The 23,849-nt window shown below is 65.4% G+C and carries 13 protein-coding genes and 1 tRNA gene; 3 read left to right on the plus strand and 11 right to left on the minus strand.

Going from position 1 to position 23,849, the window contains the following annotated elements; genetic code table 11:
* Window positions 1-136 precede the first annotated feature (136 nt).
* The 8 genes from NJ69_RS17490 to gabD all read right to left on the minus strand — a co-directional run bounded on the left by NJ69_RS17490 (window position 137) and on the right by gabD (window position 17,772).
* Entirely contained in the window at window positions 137-1,051 is a 915-nt protein-coding gene (locus NJ69_RS17490) for a PoNe immunity protein domain-containing protein (protein ID WP_348529582.1), read from the minus strand.
* 97 nt (window positions 1,052-1,148) lie between these two features.
* Window positions 1,149-1,742 carry a GAD-like domain-containing protein gene (locus NJ69_RS17495; RefSeq protein ID WP_240326926.1) on the minus strand — a complete coding sequence of 198 codons (594 nt, stop codon included), beginning with the start codon at window positions 1,740-1,742 and terminating at the stop codon, window positions 1,149-1,151.
* 17 nt (window positions 1,743-1,759) lie between these two features.
* Window positions 1,760-10,903, minus strand: coding sequence for a hemagglutinin repeat-containing protein (locus tag NJ69_RS17500; protein WP_039581480.1), 9,144 nt, complete (start codon window positions 10,901-10,903; stop codon window positions 1,760-1,762).
* Window positions 10,904-10,924: 21 nt separating this feature from the next.
* Window positions 10,925-11,443, minus strand: a complete 519-nt coding sequence (locus NJ69_RS17505) for a toxin-activating lysine-acyltransferase (RefSeq protein ID WP_029614153.1) — start codon at window positions 11,441-11,443, stop codon at window positions 10,925-10,927.
* Window positions 11,444-11,452: 9 nt separating this feature from the next.
* Window positions 11,453-13,207, minus strand: a complete 1,755-nt coding sequence (locus NJ69_RS17510; protein ID WP_039581483.1) for a ShlB/FhaC/HecB family hemolysin secretion/activation protein — start codon at window positions 13,205-13,207, stop codon at window positions 11,453-11,455.
* A 203-nt stretch (window positions 13,208-13,410) separates the two neighbouring features.
* A complete protein-coding gene (locus tag NJ69_RS17515; RefSeq protein ID WP_039581486.1) occupies window positions 13,411-14,739 on the minus strand; it encodes a response regulator in 1,329 nt (442 codons plus the stop codon).
* A gap of 134 nt (window positions 14,740-14,873) precedes the next feature.
* Window positions 14,874-16,151 (minus strand): 4-aminobutyrate--2-oxoglutarate transaminase, encoded by a 1,278-nt coding sequence (gene gabT, locus NJ69_RS17520; protein ID WP_039581488.1) that lies wholly within the window; start codon window positions 16,149-16,151, stop codon window positions 14,874-14,876.
* A gap of 178 nt (window positions 16,152-16,329) precedes the next feature.
* Entirely contained in the window at window positions 16,330-17,772 is a 1,443-nt protein-coding gene (gene gabD / locus NJ69_RS17525; RefSeq protein ID WP_039581491.1) for an NADP-dependent succinate-semialdehyde dehydrogenase, read from the minus strand.
* Between the two features lie 496 nt (window positions 17,773-18,268).
* Between gabD and NJ69_RS17530 the strand changes: the two genes are divergently transcribed.
* From NJ69_RS17530 to NJ69_RS17540, 3 genes are all read left to right on the plus strand, one after another.
* Window positions 18,269-18,345: transfer RNA gene (locus NJ69_RS17530), tRNA-Arg, on the plus strand.
* A 152-nt stretch (window positions 18,346-18,497) separates the two neighbouring features.
* Complete coding sequence (locus NJ69_RS17535) at window positions 18,498-20,228, plus strand: dipeptidase (protein WP_039581494.1); 1,731 nt, start codon at window positions 18,498-18,500, stop codon at window positions 20,226-20,228.
* 156 nt (window positions 20,229-20,384) lie between these two features.
* Window positions 20,385-20,822 carry a CBS domain-containing protein gene (locus NJ69_RS17540; RefSeq protein ID WP_029612567.1) on the plus strand — a complete coding sequence of 146 codons (438 nt, stop codon included), beginning with the start codon at window positions 20,385-20,387 and terminating at the stop codon, window positions 20,820-20,822.
* Between the two features lie 4 nt (window positions 20,823-20,826).
* Here NJ69_RS17540 and NJ69_RS17545 read toward each other — a convergent pair whose 3' ends face one another.
* The 3 genes from NJ69_RS17545 to NJ69_RS17555 form a co-directional block, all read right to left on the minus strand.
* Complete coding sequence (locus tag NJ69_RS17545; protein ID WP_029612566.1) at window positions 20,827-21,069, minus strand: DUF2789 domain-containing protein; 243 nt, start codon at window positions 21,067-21,069, stop codon at window positions 20,827-20,829.
* Window positions 21,070-21,175: 106 nt separating this feature from the next.
* Window positions 21,176-21,808: a LysE family transporter gene (locus NJ69_RS17550; RefSeq protein ID WP_039581497.1), complete on the minus strand. Its 633-nt coding sequence runs from the start codon at window positions 21,806-21,808 to the stop codon at window positions 21,176-21,178.
* Between the two features lie 100 nt (window positions 21,809-21,908).
* Window positions 21,909-23,819, minus strand: a complete 1,911-nt coding sequence (locus NJ69_RS17555) for an ATP-binding cassette domain-containing protein (protein ID WP_039583299.1) — start codon at window positions 23,817-23,819, stop codon at window positions 21,909-21,911.
* Window positions 23,820-23,849: the final 30 nt, after the last annotated feature.

Below are 23,849 nucleotides of genomic sequence, written 5' to 3' on the forward strand. Positions count from 1 at the left end.
GGTCATGGGCACGTGTCCTTCGACGATTTACGGCCGGGTCCAGAATCTCGATTGGCTCCGACAAAGCCCCGCACACAACAAAACCGACACGCCTAAAAACAGTCAGCGCTCTATGTGCTGATCGTCACCACGAGCCTTACCCTGACTTCCGATTGAATAACCGCGACCAGAATCCTCGACGCTCTTCGGGTTTCGCTTCCAGGCTCTGCTGCGCTGGCAGCGTCTCGGGGTGGAGCAACGCTTGGGGATAGTGCTCCTGCCCTAGACACAGCCTGTCGTCGAGCCCAAACGCCTTCACCGCCGCCACAGCCTCCACGCACCAGCGGCCGAAATAGGCTCCCCCCTCAAAGTTTTCATCACCATAGCGATACCAATAAGGGTGCTTGAATGCCGTTGCCTGCTTACCCACACCTGAGCGCGCCCCTGCACCGACTTCGCCATACCAATGTCGAACGAAATCCAACAATGCAGACGCTCGTTGGTCAGGCTGGTCATCGATCGCCTTGAGCAAGCGGGCATAGGGTTTGGGATAAAGCAGCACATCACCTATACGCCGTTGCGGGGAGCGGGAGGCGATGATTCGGTCCAACAGACGGTCTTCGCCCTCATTCCCTACGAGTGTGAGCAATTGCTCCCACTGCTGGTCCGGTATTTCCAGAGCCAATGCCAAGCCGACCAGCCAGAAGCAGACGATGTAGTGGTCGTAATTAACCCGCCAGGCGTTGCGCGTGTACTGCTCATCCTCGTTCCACTGCTCAGCCCCCAGTCGCTTGGAGCGGTCCCAGGCGTCGAGCAAGCCGGGAAAGTAGGCGGTCATTTGCGCCACTGCATTCCCCGCTGAATAGAGTCTCAGCATCTGATGCAAGTGCTTCTGTATCAATGTGAAAAGGTACTGTGGCTCATAGCTGGGGTCGCCAGGTGACGTGCTGGCGTGCATCTTTGCCTGACAGATAGACTCCTCCCCGTAAGTAACCCAGCCCTTCCAATATGCCGAATCTCCTCGGTTCGCTCTTATCATCAGTGTCCAGCCCTCCTCGAGGATCAGCGCCATTAGTTCAGCCCCCTAACGGCGGCGACTCAAGGACATGCACCTACCCAGATAGCGACCGCGGCACAAAGACGCTTGGACTCAGACCGCTTCAGTCAACTCAACGCCTGAATTGGTCAAGCAGTGTCAGATGTACATCCATATCGACTTTTACCAGACCATCTAGGTCCGCACGCCCCCCCAGACTCAGCGCAGGCTCAAAAGCGTACATTTCGCTCTCCGATACAGGCCCTAGCTTGGCGAGCGCACGCTCGAACAAAGGGTTACCCATTCGGTCTTCGAAGTCGAAGTCGGCTTTTGTAGCGGTTGCGAAAAAGATGCCCAGCGCCCGGTCAGGATTCGTCTGGCGTTGTTGCAGTTGGCTCTTCAGCGCGACGATGCCACCCGCCAGGCTCGATATCGTGATGCTACGCTGGTAGCGCTCGCCCCAGGCATACAGAGAACCAAAGGCGTCTCTCGCAATGACATGATAGTTATCGACATGCTCTATCTCCGAGCCACTCAGCCATTGTTTCAGCGTGGCCGAGTACTGATCGGGGTCGACGATCCAGAACAGACCGTCTGCGTAAGCACTCCAGCCCTCACTTTGCCAATAGCCAAGTAGTGCATCAGGAAGTTTAAAACGATATTTTTCAACGCTGGAAGCCGGAACTTCTCTGCGGTTCACAGGCTCCCCGAAGTTATCGACGAACATCTGAAAGTAATCATCTCTCATTGTTTAGGGCCTCTGAGCAGCTCCAATCTAACATTCATGTTCGATGCGCCTGCACCGTTAGCGATAGCTTTGTCGACTGCGGAATCCAGCGCATCCAGTCGACTCGGCCAACCCCCACCAATCGAAGAGTTGACAAGCGTATCGCCCATTCTGACAGGTTTGAAGCTGGACCACCCACCAGCGACCATGTCAGGCTCATGCAACGCGGCTAGGTCCGCACGTATTTGCTTAGCTCTGACAGTTGCTTCTGCGGTGGCAGTCCTTATATCCACCCCTTTCTCAAGAAGGCTCTCAGTCACATTCCGTCTGACCAACGCTTCGAAGTCCTTTCCGAATTTCTGCTGAGCAGCCACTGCATCAGGATTTCGCCCGACCTCCTTGTAGGCGTCTCGCGCAGCCTTGAAGTCATCAACCGTCATCCGATTGATAGCATCCTGCTGCGCTTGCAGCTGTTTGTTGTATTCCTTGAGGAACGCCTTCTGCTGTTCAGGCGTCATTGCCTTGAACTTATCACTGCCAAATGGATTGAATGACTTGACCGTGAACTCTTCCATTGGAGGCACTGGTTTGACAGAAGGCTCAGCTTTTGGAGGCACAGGATCCGTTGCAGGCTTAGTACCGCTGGCTACTGTTTCCGGATTAACCACCACAGGTTTTTCGGGAGCTCCGGTTACAGGTCTGGACGCAGGTTTACCTACTCCGGCCGCCGTGCTCTCCGCTTTCGCCATCCTGGCCCCATCCGTGGCCATCTTCTCTAACGTCCCACGACCGACCTTGATGCCGACACTGGCCAGCTTCACGCCACCCTTGGCCAGCGCTCCAGCACCCGTGGCGATGCCGCCCACCTGCCACACCAACTCACCCAGGTCACGCCCCAACTCGAAAGCCTTTTCATCCCCGCCCTTCTCCAGCGCCTCGGCCATGCGGTCGATCTTCTGGTCCAGGGCGGCGATCACATCGTCGCCAAACTGCTGGCGCGCTGCCGGATCGTCGATCAGTTGCTTCATGCCTTGCAGCCCCTGGATCGGGTGCATGACGAACTGGGCCAGGCCCTTGATATCGTCGAAGCCAGCGCCCACCAGGCCAGCGCCAACCCCGCTCTGGGTCAGCAGGTCCTGCTTCTTGCTGATATAGGCCCACTTGCCCAGCACTTTCAGCTCGGCAATACGCCCATCGGCCTCCTTCAATTCCTTCCTGGCCTGCACCAACTGCTGCGTCGCCAACCAGTTGTTATCCACAGCCCCGGAGGCCGCCGCAGTGGCCGTGGCGGCGTCCAGGTTCGAGGTGGCGGCGAGCCCGGTGACCAGGCTGACGATCAGGTTGCGCTTGGCCTCGCGCTCGCGTTCGCTCTCGTTCGGGCTGGCTTCGGAGAACAGCCCGGTCAGCAGGCTCGACGCCGCCGCGCCAGCAGCCCCGCTGCCGCAGCTCTGGCTGCTGGCGGCAGCACCGGCGCAGGCCAGGATGCCATGCAGTGCGGCGTGCAGCGGCGTGCCTTCAACCAAGGTGCCCTTGGCCACCAGGTCGCCGATGTAGCCAGCGCCCTGCTGCTGCACGTAGTTGACCACCATGCCTTGGAGGAAGGCGCCGTTGCTGGCGCTGATATTGCCGCTGGCGGCCGCCACCAACGCCGTGGTGATCTGCCGGTAGGTGCCGCCGGCGCCCCAGTTGCCGGCGATGCCGTCGGCTTCGTTGCGCAGGTTTTGCGCACGGGTGCGCAAGGCCAGCGCGGCGGTGGGGTCTGCGGCCTTGTCCGCTTGGGCCTCGGCCTCTTCGGCGGCTTTGCGCTTGGCATCGACCTCCTTGGCCTTGTTCGCCAGCAAGGTGCCGGCCTCGTTGGCGAAGGCCTGGACGATCTCGAAGCCCGAGCGGATCTGCTCTTCGTCGAAGATCGGCTTGAGTGCATTGCTGCCGTCACGCTCGCTGGACACCTCGCGGTCCAGGCCCGCCAGGGTCTGCTCGGCGCTCTGACCGCTGCGCTCGCGCTGGGCGGCTTCGTCGGTGATCAGGATCGAAGCGCCGCTGATGCCGCTGCGGGTCACGCTGCTGGCGCTGTCGCTCGCGCTGATGGCGATCGGCAGGCTGGCGCCCAGCTCGCGCTCGTTGGTCGGGATCTCGGTGCCTGGCGTGATGCTGCCACCGGTCTGCACGTTGCCCTGCTGGTCCTTGCCGATCTCGTTGAAGCCGCCACCGACGTTGAAGGTGCTGGCGTCGTACTCAGCCTTGTTGCGGATATCGCTGCTGGTCAGGCTGCCGGTGACCAGACGGTTGCGGCCCTCGGCCACGGCCTGCTCGCTGCTGGCGATCACCGCGCCCTTGAGGTCGGTGTTGCCGCCCACGCGGACGTCGAACCCACCGTCGCCGGCCTTGATCCCGGACTGCTCGGTGACGCTGGCGAAGTCCGAATCCATGTCGGTGCCGCCGAAGTTGGCGCTGGCCCCGCTGATCGAACTCATGCCCACGCAGAACGGCGGAATGCACAGGCTGACGCCGAAGCCCATGCTCTTCTCGTCGACCTTGAAGGTGTCGGTGTCCTGCAGGCTTTCGATGTTCAGGTCACCGCCGACATCGGCCATCACTTCCCGCCCGCTGACCACCGCACCGCGCAGGTTGCTGTCGCCACCGGACACCAGGGTGGCGCGGTTGCCAGCCTCGACCACGGCGTTGCGGTGGGTGAGCGTCTCACCGTCGGCCTCGCCACGGTTGCCGTTGACCCCGACGTCCAGGGTGAAGCCGTTGCGCGTGCCGCCCAACGACAGGCCGATGCCAACACTGGCGCTGCTGCCCTTGCTGTCGCTGTCCAACTGGCTGGTGTTGCGGGCGGCCAGCAGGTTGATGTCGCCGTCGGCGGCCAGCGTGGCATCGCGACCGGCGCGGATCTCGCTGCCCTGCACCGTGATATCGCTGTCGGCACCGGCGCCGGTGGCACGCAGGCGCACGTCGTTGCCCGCCACCACCTTGGAGCCGGCCGCGGTGTCGCTGTGCTGTTCGGTGGTGCTCTGCTGTTTCTTGGTGCCCAGCGACAGGCTGATGTTGACCCCACCCGCCGCGCCCGGATCCTGCGCCACCGCCGTGGCCGCGTTGTTCACCGCCAGCGCGGCCGTGGAAGCGGCCAGCACCTGCATGCGCCCGTCCTCGGTTTTGTTGGCCGCCCGCTGCATCTGCTGGGTGGTCTGGATCGCACTGATCACCGGGTTGGTGATGGTCACGGTGAAGCCGGTCTGCTTGAACAGCGTTTCGCGGGTGCGGTCGGTGGTTTCCCGAGCCTCGGTAATGGCGATCTGCTGAGCCAGGATGTCCACGTCGCCCTTGGGCGCCATGACGTCGCTGCCGACCTGGCGATACTGGCGTCCGGCCTCGATCAGCACATCGCCCTCGGTGCTGCCCACCGTGCTGGCGCGTGCGGTTTCACGGGTGGTGAGGTCCTTGACGCTCTGCTGCTGGGTGCCGATGGTCAGCGCCAGGCCACCGCCGCTGAACAGGCCGCTCTTCTTCACCGATTTGTCATGGCGCTCGCTGCTGCTCTGGCTGGCCGCCTCGACGTCGATATCGCGATCGGCCACCAGCACGGTCTGCTGGGTCGACACCACGTCGCTGCCACGCACCTGGATATCGCGCCCGGCCTGCAGGTAGGTCTGCTCGGCGCTGACGGTGCTGCCCTGGGCCTGGGTCTGGCTGACGGTGTCGCGCAAGGTAGTGGTCTTGCTGGAGAACAGCCCGCTCTTGCCTTTGAACTTGTGGGCTTCGTCGGCGAATTGGTACTGCTCGGCGGCGCTCAGGCTGATGTCGCGCCCAGCCTCGGCCATCACCATGCCCTGGTCGCTGGCCACCGTCGCGCCACGCGCGGCGATGTCCTGCCCGGCCTTGATGCGCAGATCGCCGGTACTCTGCACGGTGCTGCCCACTTCGCCGCGACTGGCCTCGTTGCGCCAGTTGCTGGCGTTCCAGCTGATCGCCTGCTGGTGCTGCTCGGCAACGGTGCCCAGGTTGACGTCGCGCCCAGCCTCGAGCTGGCTGACGCCACCGGCGCCGGCATTGACCACCTGGGCGCCCAGCAGGTTGAGGTCGCGACCGGCGGCCACGCGCATAGCGCCACCTTCGCCACTGACGAACAGGCCGGCGACCCGCGAGACGTTGCTGCGACTGCCTTGCTCGCTGCTGCTGTCGCGGGTCAGGGAGCGCACGTTGATGTCCTGGCCAGCTTCGATCGCCAGGCTGTCGGTGGCGCCGATCAGGCCGCCGAGGTTGTTCAGGTTGTCGCGGGTCTTGAGCGCGACGTTGTTGCCCTGGATGCGCCCTCCGAGGTTGTCGATGTTCTGCGCGGTCAGCGCCACCACGCTGCGCCCGCCGAGGCTGCCGCTGTTGAGCAGGTCGCCGGAGAGGTCCAGACGCAGTTGCTGACCGGCGATCAAAGCGCCGTTGCCGTCGAGATCGCCGTCGCGCACCCGCACGTATACCTGCGGCACCAGCACCTGGCGCGTCTGGCCGTTGGCCAAGGTGACGTCGCGCGACACCAGCCAGACGATATCGCTGGTCAGTTGGGCCATCTGCTCGGCGGTCAGGGCCACGCCTGGCACCAGGTTCCAGGTGTCGGCGACGGTCACTGCGTTGTCGATCAAGGCGCGGTACTGCGCTTCGTCATTGGCGAAGCCGTCGAGGAAACGCCGCCCGGTGAGCTGGGCGATCTGCTCGCGGATCAGCTTCTGCTCGTAGAAGCCATCGCCCAGGCGCTGCTGGGTCTGCGCCGGATCGACCTGCAGGCGGTCGAGCATGTAGTCCGACGACAGCCAGTTGCGGTAGCTGGTGAAGCGCGGATCGCTCTCGATCAAATAGCCGCGCACGGCATCGGGGTTGGTCTGGAACAGGCTGTTGCTCGGCAGCGCCAGGTTCAGCCCGCCGCTGCGCACCTGGTCGGCGACACCCTGGCCGTCAGCCAGCTTGACCGAGACCACCGCGCCGACACGGTACTGCTCGGCGACCGGGGTATCGACCGCGCCCACCGTGGCCACCTGCTGGCCGACCTGCTGCTGGTCGCGCCCGGCGATCTGCGTGCCGCTGCCGTTGATGGTGGCGTGCTCGCCGTACTCGGTCGGCGTCAGGTCGATGTCCTGGATCAGCGGCGCCGGGCGGTAAGCCGCGACGTTGGTGCCCTGGCGGTCGCGCCCTTTGCGCTGGATGCGGTAGAAGTTGGTGGCCGTACCGGCATCGGTGGTCACCCGCCGACCATCCACTTCGGTGTTGGTCACCTGCGCCGCGCCAGCCTGCAACAGGCCACCGGCGAGGATGCGGCTCTTGTCGTTGAACACCGTATCGCCGCTGAAGGTCAGGTCGCCCCCGGCGAGGATCTGGCCTGGCGCAGAAGTGGCGATGCGGGTCTCGCTGACACTGCGGGTGTAGTCGTAGCGGTTGAAGTTGTCGCGGGTGCCTTCGGGTGTATTGAGGTGGTCCACTTCGTCGTTGTAGACGGAAATCTGGTCCGGCCGGTAGCGATTCGGCGAGCCGCTGAGCTGGTATTCGCGCAACTGCTCGGTGCTCACCAGCACCTCGGTGGTGCTGAAATGTTCGTTGGTGTTGCGCAGCTCGCCCACCGCCAGGCGCAGGTCGCCCAAGGCTTCGAGGGTGGCGCTGGCGTTGCTGAGCAGCGTGGCGCGGCCGCTGGCATGGTCGTCGCTGTCCAGCGCGCCGCCGATGGCCAGGTCGCCAGCACTGAAGATCAGCGCCTGCTCGCGGTTGTCCAGTTGCTGGCTGCCGATGTCGAGTTGCTCGCGGGCGGCGATGGTGGCCGCGCGGTCATTCTCGTCGCGGTTGACCACGCTGCGGCTGGCGATGGCCAGGCGGTCGCCGTACACGCGCCCGGTGCCGAGGTTGAACAGTTCATCGGCCTGCACGCGCACCTGCTGGCCGTCGATCAGGCCACGGTTGGTCAACGGGCCACTGAGGCGCAGATCGACCTGGGTCGCCGACAGCTCGCCCTCGGCGCGGTTGTCCAACTGCGCGGCGCGCAGGCTCAGGGCTTTGCCGGCCAGCAGCTTGCCGCTGTTGTTCAATTGCCCGCCAACCTCCAGCGTCAGCGTGTCGTTGGCTTGCACCTGACCGGCCAGGGTCAGGTCGCCCTGCTGTTGCAGCAGCAGATCGCCCAGGCTCAACGCCCGGCCGCTGCCACTGAAATAGGCGACGTTCATGGCCAGCAGACGCCCAGCGATCAGCGTGCCGCTGCCGTTTTCCAGCCGCAGCCGCGACTGCGCCGCGTCACGGTCGGCGAGGCGCAGTTCGCCGCCCGCCGACACCAGGCCCTTGTCGTTGTCCAGGGTGCCTGCCAGGCCCAGGTCGATGGCCTGATCCGCGCGCAGGGCGCCTTCGCGGTTGTCCAGCGCGTCGGCGCGCAGCAGCAGGGATTGTGCTTCGATGCCTTTGTCGGTGACGGCCGTGGCGCGGTTATCCACCTGGGCGGTCTGCAGGCTGAGCTGCCCGGCGCTGCGCAGCAGGCCGTCGCGGTTGTCGAGAGCGTCGCGCAGCGTCAATTGCAGGTCGCCGCGGGCCTGCATTTTGCCGCCCTGGTTGTCCAACTGCTCGCCCTGCACCTGCACCTGACGCTCGCCGACCACCTCGCCGCGGTTTTCCAGCACGGGGGCGACCAACAGCACATCGCCTTTACCGGCGATGAAACCATGGTCGTTGAGCAAGTGGCCGCTGCGCAGCTCGACCGCGTCCTGGCCGACGATGCCTTTGTCGCTGCCGGAATTAGCGTTGTGCAGGGCCTGGCTGCCGGTGTCGATGAACAGGCGGCCACCGGCCTGGATCAGGCCGGCACTGTTGCGCAGTTCGCCACTGCGCACGTCGAGCGTGGCGCCGGCGTCGAGGGTGCCGCCGTCGTTGTCGAAGGTCTGCTGGCGGCTGTCGAGCGACAGTTGACCCGCGCTGAGGGTGCCCTGGCGGTTGTCCACGCCGTTGGCCGCGACCTGGACCAGGCCTGCGGCTTCGATACGGCCGCCCGCGTTCAGCAGGGTGCCGTCGGTGACGTCCAGGCGCACGCTGCCGGCGACCGAGCCCAAGGTGCCCCCGGTGTTGTCCAACTGGCCGGCGATGATCTGCATGGCCTGGGTGGCGGCAATGGTGCCGGCAAGGTTATCCACACGGTCGCTGCGCAGGTCGAGGGTGCCACCTGCGCTGAGGGTGCCGCCGTCGTTGCGCACTGCGGTCGCGGCGATGTCCAGGCTGCCGCCTGCGGCCAGCGTGCCGCCGCGATTGTCCAGTTGCGTGGCGTTGCGCACCCGCAAGGCGCCGCCCTGAGTGGCGATCACAGTGGCGTTGCGGGTATCGAGCTGAGGGCTGTCCAGAGTCACCTGGCGGCCCTGGGCCTGGCCCTGGGCGAGCACGGCCTTCTGCGCGCTGATCTGCAGCGCACCATTGCTGGCCAAAGTGCCAGCGGTGCCGTCGATTTCGCGGGCGCGCACGTCCAACTGGCCGCTGCCGGCATGCTCGACCTTGCCCTGGCGGTTGTTCAGGGTGCTGCTGTCGAGGCTGAGGTTGCGCGCGTTGCTGGCGATGCGACCGTCACTGTTGTCGAGGTTGTCGCGGACCTTGATCCGGCTGTCGGCAGCGCCGGTCTGAACCAGCTCCCCGCCCTGGTTGCTCAAGCCGACCGCATCGACCTGCAACTGGCCGACGTTGACCTGCGCACGATCGCTGCGCAGTGTGCCACCCGTGCTGGCCTGCAACGCGCCGGGGCTGTCGAGGGTGCTGTCGCTGAGGTCCAGGTCGCCCTTGTCTGCGCTCAGCGCCAGCGTGGCGCCTTGGGTCTTGCTGTGGCGCAGGTCCAACGTGCCAGCCTTGAGATCGACCGCGCCGCTGGCGTGGTTCTGGCCGTTGGCGGCGATCTGCTGCGCCTGGACCTGCAAGGTGGCGTTGCCGCTGGATACACCTTGCGTATCGACACCGGCCGCCAGCAGGGCGTCGCGGGCGCTGTCGAGCTTGGCCGCCTGGATGCGCACATCGCCTTGAGCCGCCACGGTGCCGGTGTTATCCACAGCCCCGGCCGTGCTCACCTGCACCGCCCCCTTGGCGTAGACGCTGCCGCGGTTATCCACACCGCCGCCGGTGGCCAAACCGGTGTCGGCGGCACTGCTGATGGCACCCTGGTTGACCAGTCGTCCGTCGGCGGTGACAGTCACTTCACCGGCCATGGCGCCGATCTGCCCGGCGTTGCGCACGCCGACGCCCGCTTCGGTGCCCACCAGCTTGATCTTGCCGGCATACATGCCGCCCAGCTCGGCGACGTCGATGGCCACCTCGGGCTTGGCGCTGCCGTCATCGGCCAGGGCGCTGGCCTGGCTGTTGTCGGCATTGACCTCGTTGCGACCGGTGGTGACCTTGAGGTCGTTCGCCCAGACCCCGGCGTTGACCTGCACGGTCCGGGCGATCAGGTCGGTGTAGTCGCTGTCGCGGGCATCCAGGCCCTTGCCGGTGATGGTCAGGGTACCGCCTTCGACGCGGTAGCCGACGATGCGCCCGTCTTCGAGCTGGGCGCGGCCAGTGGTCAGGGTGGAGCGGTCGGCGTTGATGAAGCCGCAGCCGTCGCAGGTGATACCGGCCGGGTTGGCGATCACCACCTCGGCGCGTTGTCCGGCCACCTCGACATAGCCGCGCAACTGGCTGGGATTGCTGGCGTTGACCTCGTTGAGGATGACCCGCGCGCTGCCGTTGCCCAGGTAGGGGTTGCCCTCGATCCAGCCACCGAGCTGGGTCTGGGCATTGTTGCCGGCGTTGTTGAGGATGGCGCCGCGCGAGTCGACGTCGAACTGGCTGTACTGGTTGCGCGACACCCCGGCCGCGCTCGGCGTCTGGATGTTCACCTGCGGCGTGCCGTTGGCGCTTTCGATGATCATCGGCCGTTGCCCGCCGGGCGCGCTGGGGTCGGCGACGATACCGTTGGCCCAGGCCGGCGCCACGCCAAGGCTGATCAGCCCCAGCGCGCCCATCAGCGCGAAGCGCAGGCGGCCGAGGGTGACCACGCACGACGCGTCGGCGTGACTGGCGGCCTCACGGGTACCCGGCGCCTTGCCCTGGCGGCTGACGTTCTCGGCCACGACCATGAGCAGGCCACGGGCCTTGTTGAAGATGACGCGGTGCAGATGCTTGTTCATGCAAGTCCCTTTGCTGGCGACTCAGGCGCCGGTGGCCAGTGGATGAGCGGCGAACCAGGCGCGCGCCTGTTCGGGGATCACGCCGATGCCGTGAAATGTCTTGATCTTCAAACCGCGCTGCTCGCCCTTGTGATACAGCGCGCGGGCGCAGCGGTCGGGAAACACGCGGCTGAGCAGCAGGCGGCTGAGCACCGCCGTGTGGCCAAACGGGGCGATCCAGTCGTTGACCCAGAGGCGCTCGCCGCTGTGCCAGTCGTCCGGGTCCATTTCCACCGGGGAGCGGGTCAGGTAGCGCCGTTCGGCCTCCTCGCTCAGGCTCAGCCACGACAGGTAGAACACGGGTTTGCCGTGCTCGCTGCCGAGCACGAACTGGCGCTGCTTGAGCGCCGGCAGCAGCAGGCTCGACAGGGTGTGCAGCGGCGCATCGCGGTGCGCCTCGGACTGCATCCACAACCAGGTGGCGCAACCCAGCACCGTGGCCTCGTTCCACGGCTCGTCGAAGACGGCCGGGGCGGTGATCTCGAACGTGTCCAGACGCATGGCGTGACCTCAGAACGACAGGGCGACCGTGAAGGCGCTGGTGAAGTGGGCGGTGTCGAAGCCGTCAGGTTTTTTCAGCGGCGTGCCCCATGACCAGTCGTAGGTCAGGTTGCGGTAGCCGCCGCGCACGCCGACCACCGCGCCGGCCAGGCGGCGGCCCACCAAGTAGTCGGCGGCGTTGCCACCCACTTCGCCATAGTCGATACCGGCGTAGGCTTCCTGGCCGCTGTTGCCCAAGGCCAGGCCCAGTTCGTTGCTCAGGGTCCAGCCACGGTCGCCGGAGAGAATGTTCTCGCCATCGAAGCCGCGCACCGAGTAGCGGGTGCCGATGGTGAAGCGGTCCTGGGGCACCAGTTCGGTACGGTTCCACTGTGCGCGCCAGGCGCCGATGTAGCGCAGGCGCTGGTCCTGGACGGTGAACGGCACTTGCAGTTGGGCGTCGGCGAGGATGATCTTGGCGCGCGCGCTGCCATCGCCGAAGGCTTCTTCGGGCGCGGCCAGGGCGCCGTGCGCGCCGGTGCCGCGGCGATAGCTCAGGCCCAGGTCGAGGGTGGAGGCGCCGATGAATTCGCGGTGACCGACACCGGCCTGCCAGCCGGCCATGCGCCGGTGCTGCTGCTCGATCTGCGTGTCGTCGATGAAGTTGTCCGACGAGCGCGTCCACAGGCTGCTCCATAGCGTGGTCTTGCGCACTGCATCGCGGTACACCAGGCGCGACAGGCGCAACTCGTTGTTGCGGCTTTCGCCCCGGTAGCTGAAGTTCTGGTTCACGCCCGCGACGGTCTGGTGATAGTCGTATTCGCTGGTAGTGAAGGCCAACTGCCAATAACCGAACGGCACCGAGTAATGCAGGGTGTGGCCCTTGGTGCCCTTGCTGCCGGACTCGCCGCCGCCCAGGTCGTGGTTGAAGCTGGCGTAGAACAGGTCGTTGAGCGACAGCGGGTTGTCCAGCGACAAGGCTACGGCGCCCTGATACTTGCCGGTGGTCTTGCTGCCGCTGTTGTCCACCGACAGGCTCAGGCGGGCCGGGAAGCGCTGGCGCCAGGCAATGATCACATCGCTTTCACCGGGCTTGGCGTCCTGGGCGCTGGCAGGGGCGATGCGGATGTCGGCATCGGCGGTTGGCACGCGCTTGAAGTTCTCCAGGCCCTGCTCGATGTCGCGCAGGTTGAGCAGGTCGCCCGGCCGGGCCGGCAGCGCGTTCCAGGCATTGGCGCGGCTGCTGGTGGCGGCGTCGAAGCGAATCTGGCCGATGCGTCCGGGCAATAGGGTCAAGACCAGGATGCCGCTGTTGAGGTCCTGGGCTTCGGCGAGCACGCGGGTGGTGACGAAGCCTTTCTCGATGATCGCGTTTTGCACGCGCTTCATGGTCAGGTTCAGACCGCCTGCCCCCAGGCACTGGCCCAGCGCCGGGTCATGCGCGGGGTTGGCCGCGCGCAAGGCCCACTGAAACTGCTCGGCGGCGTCGCCGATCAGGCGGATCTGCTGGATGCGAAAGCACGGGGTTTCGTTTTGCGGCAGGCGCCCGGTGGCGCCCTCGGCAGGCGCCGCTTCCAGGCGCACGTCGGGGCGGGTATCGAGTTGCTCGCGCAGCACCCGCTCACGCTCACGCTGGCGTTGCAGTTCTTCTTCGGGACCGGCCGCCAGGGACGTCTGAGTGGCGAGCAGGCCCGCCAGCAATAGCCAGGCGGATGACAGGCAGTGAGCAGCGGTGACGCGCGAGACGCGCGCAACCAACGCCGAACGACGGGCGAGTGGCAGCATGGCACATCCTTGTGGGCCGAAGATCAGGTAAGAAGGGGCGCCGCGCAGGGAAGGAATGAAGCGCGGTCAGCCGAGCGTTGAGACGGGGAATTAGTCGGAAAGTTGCGACCGTTCGTAGGAATAGTCCTACAAAGCGCGAATCTGTGAACGGGATCGCGAAACGCACGGCGTATTTCGTCGTGCGTTCATCAGCGCTGGGCGGATCAGGCGGTGGGGGGCGTGTCCATCTCGTCGCCCGACACCGCTGGCCGTTGCGACGCGGGTTCTGAAGCGGTCGCTTGCTCGGTCAGAGGCGCGTCCGGCACGGTCTCGATGGCCGCTGCCGCAGGCGGCTCGCGCAGACGGTTGAGCTCAGGCAGGCCGAGCTTGAGCAGGCGCGCGGTCTTGCTGCTGGCGACCTTGGCGTTGTTCTGCGAAGCCGGCAGGCGCGACAGTTGACCGGCCAGGTTCATCGCCAGGATCTCCCGCGAATACACACCGCCGCCCAACTGGTAGATGGCGGCGATCAGTTCGCGCAGGTCCAGCGGCAGGCGCCAGCGGGTGCGCAAGGCCGAGCCGAACGGCGCGCCGAATTCGTTGAGCGACAGTTGCACCTGATCTTCGTCCAGCTCGCCCCCGGCCAGCCGCCACTCCTGCAAGGTGCGCAGCACCGCCAGATCGCCCAGGCAATGCAGCAGGCCGGCGCAGTAGCAGCGCTCCGGGTCGAGGTCGAGCTGTTGCGCCAGGGTGCGGCCGTAGTCGGCGGTGCGCAGCGAGAGGTTCCAGTAATGCGCCGCGTGGTGGGTCAGCAGCGGATCGCTCAGGCGCGCGCTGCGTTTGAGGGTCAGCCCCAGCACCAGGTTCATGCTCTGGGTGCTGCCCAATTGGTTGAGCGCCTGAAGCAGCGTCTGCACCGGCTTCTCGCGGTGCAGGGCGGCGCTGTTGGCGGCGGCGATGAGCACGGCGGTGATCTGCGGATCAGTGCGGATGTCTTCCTCCAGCACGCGCAGGTCCAGGCCCTGCGGGCTCAGCGCACGCTTGACCGCCGCCTGCACGTCCGCGAGCAGCGGACCGCCGTCGGCGCTGGCGCGGCGTTGCTCGAGGAACGCTGGCAGGCGAGCGCCGGGCTGCAGCGGCGGCACCGGGCAGGCGATCTGCTCGCCCACTTCCAGCAGCAGGTTTTCCAGACGCTTGCGCAGGTTGTCCAGGTTCAGCGGCTTGCTCAGGTAGGCGGTAGGGTGCAGTGGCAGCGCTTCCTTGACGCTGGCGCTGTCGTTGCGCTCGCTCATGAGAATGAACGGCAGCGCGGCCTGTTCGCGCCGGCCACGCACCCTGCGCAGCAGATCGAGGCCATCGAGGCCCACCAGCTCGCGGGCGGCGATGATCAGGTCGGGCTTGCTGGACAAGGCGCTCAGCGCCTGGGAGCCGTCGGCGCAGACTTCCAGGCGCGCGTCGCAGCGCACGCTCAGCAGCATCTCGCGCAGCATGTCGCGAACCCAGGGGTCGCTTTCGGCGATCAGCACGCGCGGTGGAAGGGGATCTGCAGCATTCATGGGCAACTCCTGGCAATCAGTGACGCACGATCCTTCGCAGCTTCCGGAAACATCCTCTGGACACCATAGCGCCACCTGCCGGACTTGGGCATAAAAAAACCCGCCGAAGCGGGTTTTTCCAGCGAAGCCGTGAATTACGCCAGTTCGGCGAAGCACGCTTCGATGATGGCCAGGCCTTTGTCCAGCAGCGCGTCTTCGGCGGTCAGCGGCACCAGGATGCGCAGGACGTTGCCGTAGGTGCCACAGGACAGCAGGATCAGGCCTTTGTCGCGCGCCTTGGCCACGACTTGTGCCACGGCCGCCGCGTTCGGCGTGTGGGTGCCCTTCTCGAACACTTCCACGGCGATCATCGAGCCCAGACCACGGACGTCGCCGATGATCGGGTGCTTCTGCTGGATTTCACGCAGGCCAGCGGTCAGGCGCTCGCCGACGGCCTTGCTGCGCTCCAGCAGTTTCTCTTCCTCGAACACCTGGATGACGGCCAGCGCCGCGGCGCAGGCGATCGGCGAGCCCGCGTAGGTGCCGCCCAGACCGCCTGGGGCGATGGCGTCCATGTACTCGGCCTTGCCGCACACACCGGCCAGCGGGAAGCCGCCAGCGATGGATTTGGCGAAGGTGGTCAGGTCAGGCGCGACGCCCATCTGCTCCATCGCGAAGAAGGTGCCAGTACGGCCAGCGCCGGTCTGCACTTCGTCGGCGATCAGCAGGATGCCGTGCTGGTCGCACAGGGCGCGCAGACGCTGCATCAGTTCTTTCGGCGCCGGCAGGAAACCGCCTTCGCCCTGTACCGGCTCGAGGATGATCGCGGCGATGTCGCGCGGCTCGGCGTCGTTCTTGAAGATGCGCTCGACCGAGGCGATGGCGTCATCGACGCTCACGCCGTGCAGTTCGCTCGGGAACAGGGCGCGGAAGATGCCGCCGGGCATCAGGCCCATGCCAGCCGAGTACGGCACGACCTTGCCGGTCAGGCCCAGGGTCATCATGGTACGGCCGTGGTAGCCGCCGGTGAAGGCGATCACCCCCGCACGGCCGGTGGCGGCGCGGGCGACCTTGACGGCGTTTTCCACGGCTTCGGAGCCGGAGGTGACCAGCAGGGTTTTCTTGGCGAAGTCGCCCGGCACCAGGCTGTTGATCTTCTCGGCCAACTCGACGTAGGGCTCATAGGCCAGCACCTGGAAGCAGGTGTGGCTGACCTTGGTCAGCTGCTCCTGGACGGCTGCGACCACTTTCGGGTGCAGGTGGCCGGTGTTGAGCACTGCGATGCCGCCGGCGAAGTCGATCAGTTCGCGGCCTTCGACGTCGATCACCGTGGAGTTCTTCGCCGACTCGACGAAGATCGGGTGAATCTGGCCGACGCCACGTGGGACGGCGGCGACACGGCGTTGCATCAAGGATTCGTTGGTCTTGCTCATAATGCCCTCATTCGCGCCGAGGCTTACGGCGCTGTTATTCGGGGGTGGCTGGGCGGACGGCGGACAGTATTCGTTGATCGACTGCCGCGCACGCCCTGGCCACCAGGTACTGCGCTGTCAAAAAAACCAGCGGGACGTCGCTCTCGCGCCCCGCTGGCGAGGTAAATCCCTTAGCGCATCAGACGCTGATGCACAGGTATTTGATTTCGAGGTAGTCCTCGATGCCGTACTTGGAACCTTCGCGGCCCAGGCCCGAGGCCTTGATGCCGCCGAACGGCGCGACTTCGTTGGAGATCAGGCCGGTGTTGATGCCGACCATGCCGTACTCCAGCGCCTCGGCGACGCGGAACACGCGGCTCATGTCGCGGGCATAGAAGTAGGAGGCCAGGCCGAACTCGGTGTCGTTGGACAGGGCGATGACTTCGGCCTCGTCCTTGAAGCGGAACAGCGGGGCCAGCGGGCCGAAGGTTTCTTCCTTGGCCACGGCCGCGTGCTTGGGCACGTCCACCAGAATGGTCGGCTCGAAGAAGTTGCCTTCGATCAGCTTGCCGCCGGACAGCACCTTGGCGCCTTTGGACACGGCGTCTTCAATGTGTTCCTGGACCTTGGCCACGGCCTTGTGGTCGATCAGCGGGCCGGTGGTGGTGCCGTCTTCCAGGCCATTGCCGATCTTGAGCTTGGCGACCGCCGCCTTGAGCTTCTCGGCGAAGGCGTCATACACGCCGTCCTGCACATAGAGGCGGTTGGCGCAGACGCAGGTCTGACCGTTGTTGCGGTACTTGGAGATGATCGCGCCCTCGACCGCCTTGTCCAGGTCGGCGTCGTCGAACACGATGAACGGGGCGTTGCCACCCAGCTCCAGGGACACTTTCTTGATGTCCTTGGCGCATTCTTCCATCAGTTGGCGACCGATTTCGGTCGAGCCGGTGAACGACAGTTTGCGCACCAGCGCGTTGCCGGTCAGCTCGCCGCCGACTTCGCCGGCGCTGCCGGTGACCACGCTCAACACGCCCGCCGGGATGCCGGCGCGGGTGGCCAGTTCGACCAGGGCCAGGGCGGAGTACGGGGTCTGCGAGGCGGGCTTGAGCACCATGGTGCAGCCAGCGGCCAGGGCCGGGCCGGCTTTACGGGTGATCATCGCCGCCGGGAAGTTCCACGGGGTGATGGCGGCGGTGACGCCGATCGGCTGCTTGATGACGATCAGGCGCTTGTCCGGCTGATGGCCAGGAATGGTGTCGCCGTAGACGCGCTTGGCTTCTTCGGCGAACCACTCGATGAACGACGCCGCGTAGGCGATCTCGCCCTTGGCTTCGGCCAGCGGTTTGCCTTGTTCGGTGGTCATCAGGCGGGCCAGGTCGTCCTGGTGCTCGATCATCAGCTCGAACCAGCGACGCAGCTTGGCCGAACGCTCTTTGGCCGTCAGCGCGCGCCAGGCCGGCAGGGCCTTGTCGGCGGCCTCGATGGCGCGGCGGGTTTCCGCAGCGCCCATCTTCGGCACGCTGCCGATGACATCGCCCGTGGCCGGGTTGGTCACCTGGATGGTCTGACCGCTGTCCGCGTCCAGCCACTCACCGTTGATGAAGGCCTGCTGGCGGAACAACTGAGCGTCTTTGAGCTGCATGTCGGCTTCCCTTGACCGCACCGTACACGCACGGCGCGAATGGTTGATTGTGCTTCAGGCGCCGGCTAAGGCGACCGTCATGGATGCTGGCACCCGGTCGAATCGGTGTTCGATATGGGCATCGAGCGTTTGAAATCTCAAACGAATGCTAAGCGGCTGCTGGGGTGTTGGACAATAGCCTGTTCGAAAAAAAGAACGAATGGGCAAATGCGGTGAGTGGCGTCCAGTCGGGAAGTTCACGGGCCGGAGGTGGAGCGACGAGCTTGCCGAGGGCGACACTGCCTGCAGGTTAAACGAGCGGGTTGACGCAAATGTGATAGGCGCGTGAAACGGCCCCTGGAGGGGTGCTTATGGCTACGATCCGGAGATCGTCCTTAATACGGTGAACTCAAACGTTTCATTCAGCTCGATGGCCACCCGGGCGCTGCGGGAAAACCTGCCAGAGATCAAGGCGATGGACGCCATCGACACAGACCGGTATCATGGCGCCCGCGTTGCACTCGTAGCTCAGCTGGATAGAGTACTGCCCTCCGAAGGCAGGGGTCGTGGGTTCGAATCCCGCCGAGTGCGCCATCTCCAAAAGCCCTGGGAATCTCCCGGGGCTTTTTCGTTCCTGCGCCCCCCCACCGCGCCCCTCCCCTCACCACGGCCATTGATGGTAGCGTGGGCACGTTCCTACTTTTGCACGTGCCCTTTAAACCCTTCGCGAAGGAATGCGCTCGATCATGCCCTTGCCCAAGTTTTCTGCCGCCTCCCTGCTGCTGGCCAGCCTCGCCCTGCTCAGCGTGCCGGCCCACGCCAATCTCAGCCCGCAACAATCCGCCGCCATCCTCAAAGCCTACGACGGCAGCGAGCCGGCCGACTTCAAGCAGTTCATCGGCCAGTTGGCCACGCATGAGCTGGCCAAGACCGATGGGCTCGAACAGACCCTCCAGGCCTATCAGGCCGGCACGTCACTGAATGCCGAGCAGCAAAACGAGATCAACCGTCTGCTGGGCCTCTATACCCGCATCAAGTACGGCAAGGCGGCCACCGAGACGCTGCGCGAACTGGTCGAGATTCCGACCTTCCAGGTCGAGGGCGTGGCGCAGCACGACAACCCGCAGTTCCACAAGATCGCCGCGAAGATCCAGGCGCTGGCCGAAGGCTTTGGCCTGGCCTTCCGCAACGTCGACAACCGCGTCTACGAAATCACCCTCGGCGAAGGCAAGGAAATGGTCGGCCTGCACGCCCACGCCGACGTGGTGCCAGTGAACCCGGACAACTGGAAGCTGGAAAACGGTACTCGCCTGGACCCGTTCAAGGTCACCCTGGTGGGCGATCGCATGTACGGGCGCGGCACCGAGGACGACAAGAACGGCATCGTCGTCGCGCTCTATGCGTTGAAAGTGGCCAAGGACGAGCAGCTGCCGCTGGCGCGCCAGTTCAAGCTGCTGATCGACACCACCGAAGAAACTTCCGGCGACGCGATTCCTTATTACTTCGCCCACAACGCCACGCCGGACTACAACCTGGCCTTGGACGGCGGCTATCCGGTGGTCATCGCCGAGAAAGGCTACGGCACGGTGATGGCCAGCTTCGCCAAGCGCGCGGCCGAAGGCAAAGGCGCGGAAGTGATCAACCTCACCGGCGGCCTGGCCACCAACCAGATTCCTACCACCTCGGTGGCGACCTTGCTCGGCGACCACCCGGTGGACCTGGCCCGACGCCTGAAAAAGGCCGGCACCGATTATCGCAAGGCCCACGGCAAGGACTTCCGCATCGACAGCGTGGTGTCCGGCAAGCACGTGATCCTGACCGTGACCGGCGTGTCTGCGCACTCCTCCTCGCCGCAGTCGGGGGTCAACCCGGTGGCGCGCATGCTCGACTTCCTCAACGGCCTGGGCGAACGCGTGCCGCTCAAGCGCAACCACTTCACCGACGCTGCGCGCTACGCCGCCGACAACTGGGGCCTGGACTACCTGGGCAGCAAGCTGGGCATCGGCTTCAAGGACGACTTCATGGGGCCGCTGACCGCCTCACCGACGTTCGTTGGCGTGGACGACAAGGGCCTGAAGCTGGCGGTGAACCTGCGCATTCCCAAGGGCAAGTCGATCCAGACCCTCAAGGACGAGCTGGGCAGCAAGCTCGGTGCCTGGTCGAACGACACCCACACCGCCGTGGCCTTCGACTACAGCCTCGACGAGCCGATGTACCGCAACCCCGAAGGCGCGTGGGTGAAGGCGCTGCTCGACGTTGCCAGCCAGAACCTCGGTCTGCCCCATGAGTTCGGCACCTCCGCCGGTGCCACCTCGGTGCATGACCTACCCAACGGTGTGCAGTTCGGTCTGGCCATGCCCGGCGTGAAGTACACCGGTCACAACGACAACGAGTTCAAGACCGTAGAGCAGTTCATGCTCGACCTGCAGGTGGTCAGTGAAATGGTCGCGCGCATCGGGCAGATGCCCACGCTCTAGCGACGCCTGCCGAGGGCTGCCTGCCAGCCCTCGGATTTTTCCCGCCAATGACGTTTTTCAATCGGCTCCATGCCGTTTCCTGCATTGCCCGGCCACGCGCGGTCTTGGATGCTTGAGGCTTTCCAGGACAGCGTTTTTTCCACTGCCGAGGCCGCCATGAAGAACGTCGAACACATCCTCAAGAGCAAATCCCAGCATCAGACCGTCTACACCATCGGCCCTGACGATTCGGTGCTCGACGCACTCAAGCTCCTGGCGGAAGTGAATATCGGGGCGCTGCCGGTGGTGGAAGGCGATCAGGTGGTGGGCATCGTCAGCGAGCGCGATTATGCGCGCAAGCTGGTGCTCAAAGGCCGCTCGTCGGCGGTCACCCCCGTGCGCGAGATCATGAGCGCGCCGGTGGTCACCGTGGAGCCCAAGCACAACCTGGAATACTGCATGAACCTGATGACCAACCGGCATCTGCGCCACTTGCCGGTGGTGGACAACGGCAAGTTGCTGGGCCTGCTGTCGATCGGTGACCTGGTCAAGGAAACCATCGCCGAGCAGGCCAACCTGATCCTGCAACTGGAGCAGTACATCCGCGGCGAGTGAGGCCTCAGGCCTTGGGCTTGTGCAGCGCCTCATTGAGCTGGTCGATCATGACGATCCAGTCGGAATCGGCGATGTAGTTTTCCTTGAGGAAGGCGCGCTGCGAATCGCTCCAGAACGGCGCGTCCACCAGTTTGACGTCGTCGTCCAGCGGGGAATGGGTGGTGATGAAGCGGTCGATCTCGACAGGATCGTCATCCAGGCCCAACTGCTTGAAGATTTCCGAGAACTCGTGAGTTGGTGCGTCCATGGTGCGTACCTCCGGGTAGGTCTAAGGGGTGCCTACCTCTAGACAGCTCGCAGGCCGCACTGACTCGATCCGATGCGCCGATCCGCTGGAAAAAACGCCGCGCCGCCTACAGGGGCGCGCGGCGCAGCGTGGCGAGGAAGGTCGCTGCACCGATGAACAGCCCGGCGAAGGTGCGGTTCAGACGCTTCTGCTGCCGGGGCGTGCGCATCAGGCGCAGCACCCGCGAGGCCAGGCCGGTATAACCGGCCATTACCAGCAAATCGACGCTGATCATGGTGACAGTGATGGTCAGGTACTGGGGCAACAACGGTGCGTGCGGGTCGATGAACTGCGGCAGGACCGCCAGCATGAACACCAGCGCCTTGGGGTTGCTGACGTTGACCAGGAAGCCCCGGAACACCAGGCTCAGCGGCTTGCCGATGGGGCGCACGGTCGAGGGGTCGGTGAGGTCCATCGGCAAGGCCCGCCACTGGCGATAAGCCAGATACACCAGGTAGGCGACGCCGAACCATTTGATCACCTGGAACGCGGTGGCCGAGGCGGCGAGGATGGCGCCCACCCCGGCGGCGATGATGGCGATCTGCACGATCAAGCCCAGTTGCAGGCCCAGCGCGTTCCAGTAGCCGCGCCAGAAACCGTATTGCAGCCCACTGGACATCGAGGCGATCGCCCCGGCGCCCGGCGACAGGCTGATCACCCAGCACGCAGCGAAGAACGCCAACCAGGTCTCCATCGACATCGCACACCTCACTCGCGCTAATGTTGCAAAACGTTAAGCTACGGTCCTGGCCAAAAAAGCACCAGTGGTTTTTGCGCGAATGCCCACGCAGCAGCGCCGCTCAGGACAGCGCTTCGAGCTCCGCCTGCATGCTCTCCAGGGTTTCCAGCGCCAGCATCCACGCTTCTTCCAGCTCGCCTTCACGTTGCTTGAGGCTGCTCTGACGCGCCAGCAACTCGCGCAGCTCGTCCTTGCGCGCCGCCTCGTAAAGTTCGGCATCGCCCAAGGCCGTCTCGATCTGCGCCAGTTGCGTGTGCACCTGGCCCAGTTCGGTTTCCAGCTTGTCGGCCGCTTTCTTGTGCGGCGCCAGTTGCTGACGCAGCGCGGCGGCGGCCTGGCGCTGGGCCTTCTTGTCGGTCTTGTCCGGGTTGACCGGGGTGCTGCTGACCGGCGCGGTGCGCTGGCGATAGTCGATCAACCAGCGGCTGTAGTCGTCCAGATCGCCGTCGAAAGGCTGGACCTTGCCGTCGGCCACCAGCAGGAAATCATCGGTGGTGCTCTTGAGCAGATGACGGTCGTGGGAGACCACCACCACGGCACCGGCGAACTCCTGCAAGGCCATGGTCAGCGCCAGGCGCATTTCCAGGTCGAGGTGGTTGGTCGGCTCGTCGAGCAGCAGCAGGTTCGGCCGCTCCCAAGCGATCAGCGCCAAGGCCAGCCGGGCTTTTTCGCCACCGGAGAAGTTGAGCACCGGCTCGTCGATGCGATCGCCGCGAAAATCGAAGCCGCCGAGAAAATCGCGCAAGGTCTGCTCGCGCTCGCTCGGCGCCAGACGTTGCAGGTGCAGCAGCGGGCTGGCCTTGTCGTCCAGCGAGTCGAGCTGGTGCTGGGCGAAGTAGCCCACTGCCAGGTTCTCGCCGCGTGCCAGGCGACCGCCCAGCGGCTCCAGCTCGCCGGCCAGGTTCTTGATCAGGGTGGACTTGCCCGCGCCGTTGGGGCCGAGCAGGCCGATGCGCGCGCCGGGAGTGAGTTGCAGCTTGACCTTCTCCAGGATGGTCTTGTCGCCATAGCCCAGCCGGCCTTCGGACAGGTCGAGCAGCGGACTGGAGATTTTCTGCGCTTCGCGGAAGACGAAATCGAAGGGCGAATCGACGTGCGCCGCCGACAGTTCCTCCATGCGCTCCAGGGCCTTGATCCGGCTCTGCGCCTGACGTGCCTTGGTGGCCTGGGCCTTGAACCGGGCGATGTACTTTTCCATGTGCGCGCGCTGCGCCTGCTGCTTCTCGTAGGCCTGTTGCTGCTGCGCCAGACGTTCGGCACGGGTGCGTTCGAAGGCGCTGTAGCCGCCTTTGTACAGGTTCAACTTGCGCTGCTCGACGTGCAGCACGTGGTCGACCACGGCATCGAGGAAGTCGCGGTCGTGGGAGATCAGCAGCAGCGTGCCCGGATAGCCCTTGAGCCAGTCTTCGAGCCAGAGGATGGCATCGAGGTCCAGGTGGTTGGTGGGCTCGTCGAGCAGCAGCAGGTCGGAGGGGCACATCAGCGCCTGGGCCAGGTTCAGGCGCATGCGCCAGCCACCGGAGAAGTCGCCGACGCGGCGATCCATCTGCGCGCTGGTGAAGCCCAGGCCGGCCAGCAGCTTGCGTGCACGGGCGTCGGCGGTGTAGCCGTCGGCGCTGTCCAGCTCACTGTGCAGACGCGCCAGGGCGGTGCCGTCGTGGGCGTGCTCGGCGGCAGCCAGGTCGGCCTGGACCTTGCGCAGGCGCAGGTCGCCATCGAGCACGTAGTCCACGGCCAGGCGGTCGAGGGTATCGACTTCCTGACGCATGTGGGCGATGCGCCAGTCGGCAGGGATCTGGCAGTCGCCGGCGTCCGGCGACAGCTCGCCGCGCAGCAAAGCGAACAGGCTGGATTTGCCAGCACCGTTGGCGCCGATGAGGCCGGCCTTGTGACCGGTGTGCAGGGTCATCTCGGCGCCTTCTAGCAAGCGCTGCGGACCACGCTGTAAAGTGAGGTTGGATAGTCTGATCATGATGGTCGCGGAGTCTATCAGCTTCCGGGT

Source organism: Pseudomonas parafulva (assembly GCF_000800255.1).
GTDB lineage: Bacteria > Pseudomonadota > Gammaproteobacteria > Pseudomonadales > Pseudomonadaceae > Aquipseudomonas > Aquipseudomonas boreofloridensis.

Coding starts and splice junctions, on each gene's coding strand:
- NJ69_RS17500 (WP_039581480.1), bottom strand. CDS start 10,903: ATGAACAAGCATCTGCACCGCGTCATCTTCAACAAGGCCCGTGGCCTG.
- NJ69_RS17550 (WP_039581497.1), bottom strand. CDS start 21,808: ATGTCGATGGAGACCTGGTTGGCGTTCTTCGCTGCGTGCTGGGTGATC.
- NJ69_RS17545 (WP_029612566.1), bottom strand. CDS start 21,069: ATGGACGCACCAACTCACGAGTTCTCGGAAATCTTCAAGCAGTTGGGC.
- NJ69_RS17535 (WP_039581494.1), top strand. CDS start 18,498: ATGCCCTTGCCCAAGTTTTCTGCCGCCTCCCTGCTGCTGGCCAGCCTC.
- NJ69_RS17495 (WP_240326926.1), bottom strand. CDS start 1,742: ATGTTCGTCGATAACTTCGGGGAGCCTGTGAACCGCAGAGAAGTTCCG.
- NJ69_RS17515 (WP_039581486.1), bottom strand. CDS start 14,739: ATGAATGCTGCAGATCCCCTTCCACCGCGCGTGCTGATCGCCGAAAGC.
- gabD (WP_039581491.1), bottom strand. CDS start 17,772: ATGCAGCTCAAAGACGCTCAGTTGTTCCGCCAGCAGGCCTTCATCAAC.
- NJ69_RS17505 (WP_029614153.1), bottom strand. CDS start 11,443: ATGCGTCTGGACACGTTCGAGATCACCGCCCCGGCCGTCTTCGACGAG.
- NJ69_RS17490 (WP_348529582.1), bottom strand. CDS start 1,051: ATGGCGCTGATCCTCGAGGAGGGCTGGACACTGATGATAAGAGCGAAC.
- NJ69_RS17510 (WP_039581483.1), bottom strand. CDS start 13,207: ATGCTGCCACTCGCCCGTCGTTCGGCGTTGGTTGCGCGCGTCTCGCGC.
- NJ69_RS17540 (WP_029612567.1), top strand. CDS start 20,385: ATGAAGAACGTCGAACACATCCTCAAGAGCAAATCCCAGCATCAGACC.
- gabT (WP_039581488.1), bottom strand. CDS start 16,151: ATGAGCAAGACCAACGAATCCTTGATGCAACGCCGTGTCGCCGCCGTC.
- NJ69_RS17555 (WP_039583299.1), bottom strand. CDS start 23,819: ATGATCAGACTATCCAACCTCACTTTACAGCGTGGTCCGCAGCGCTTG.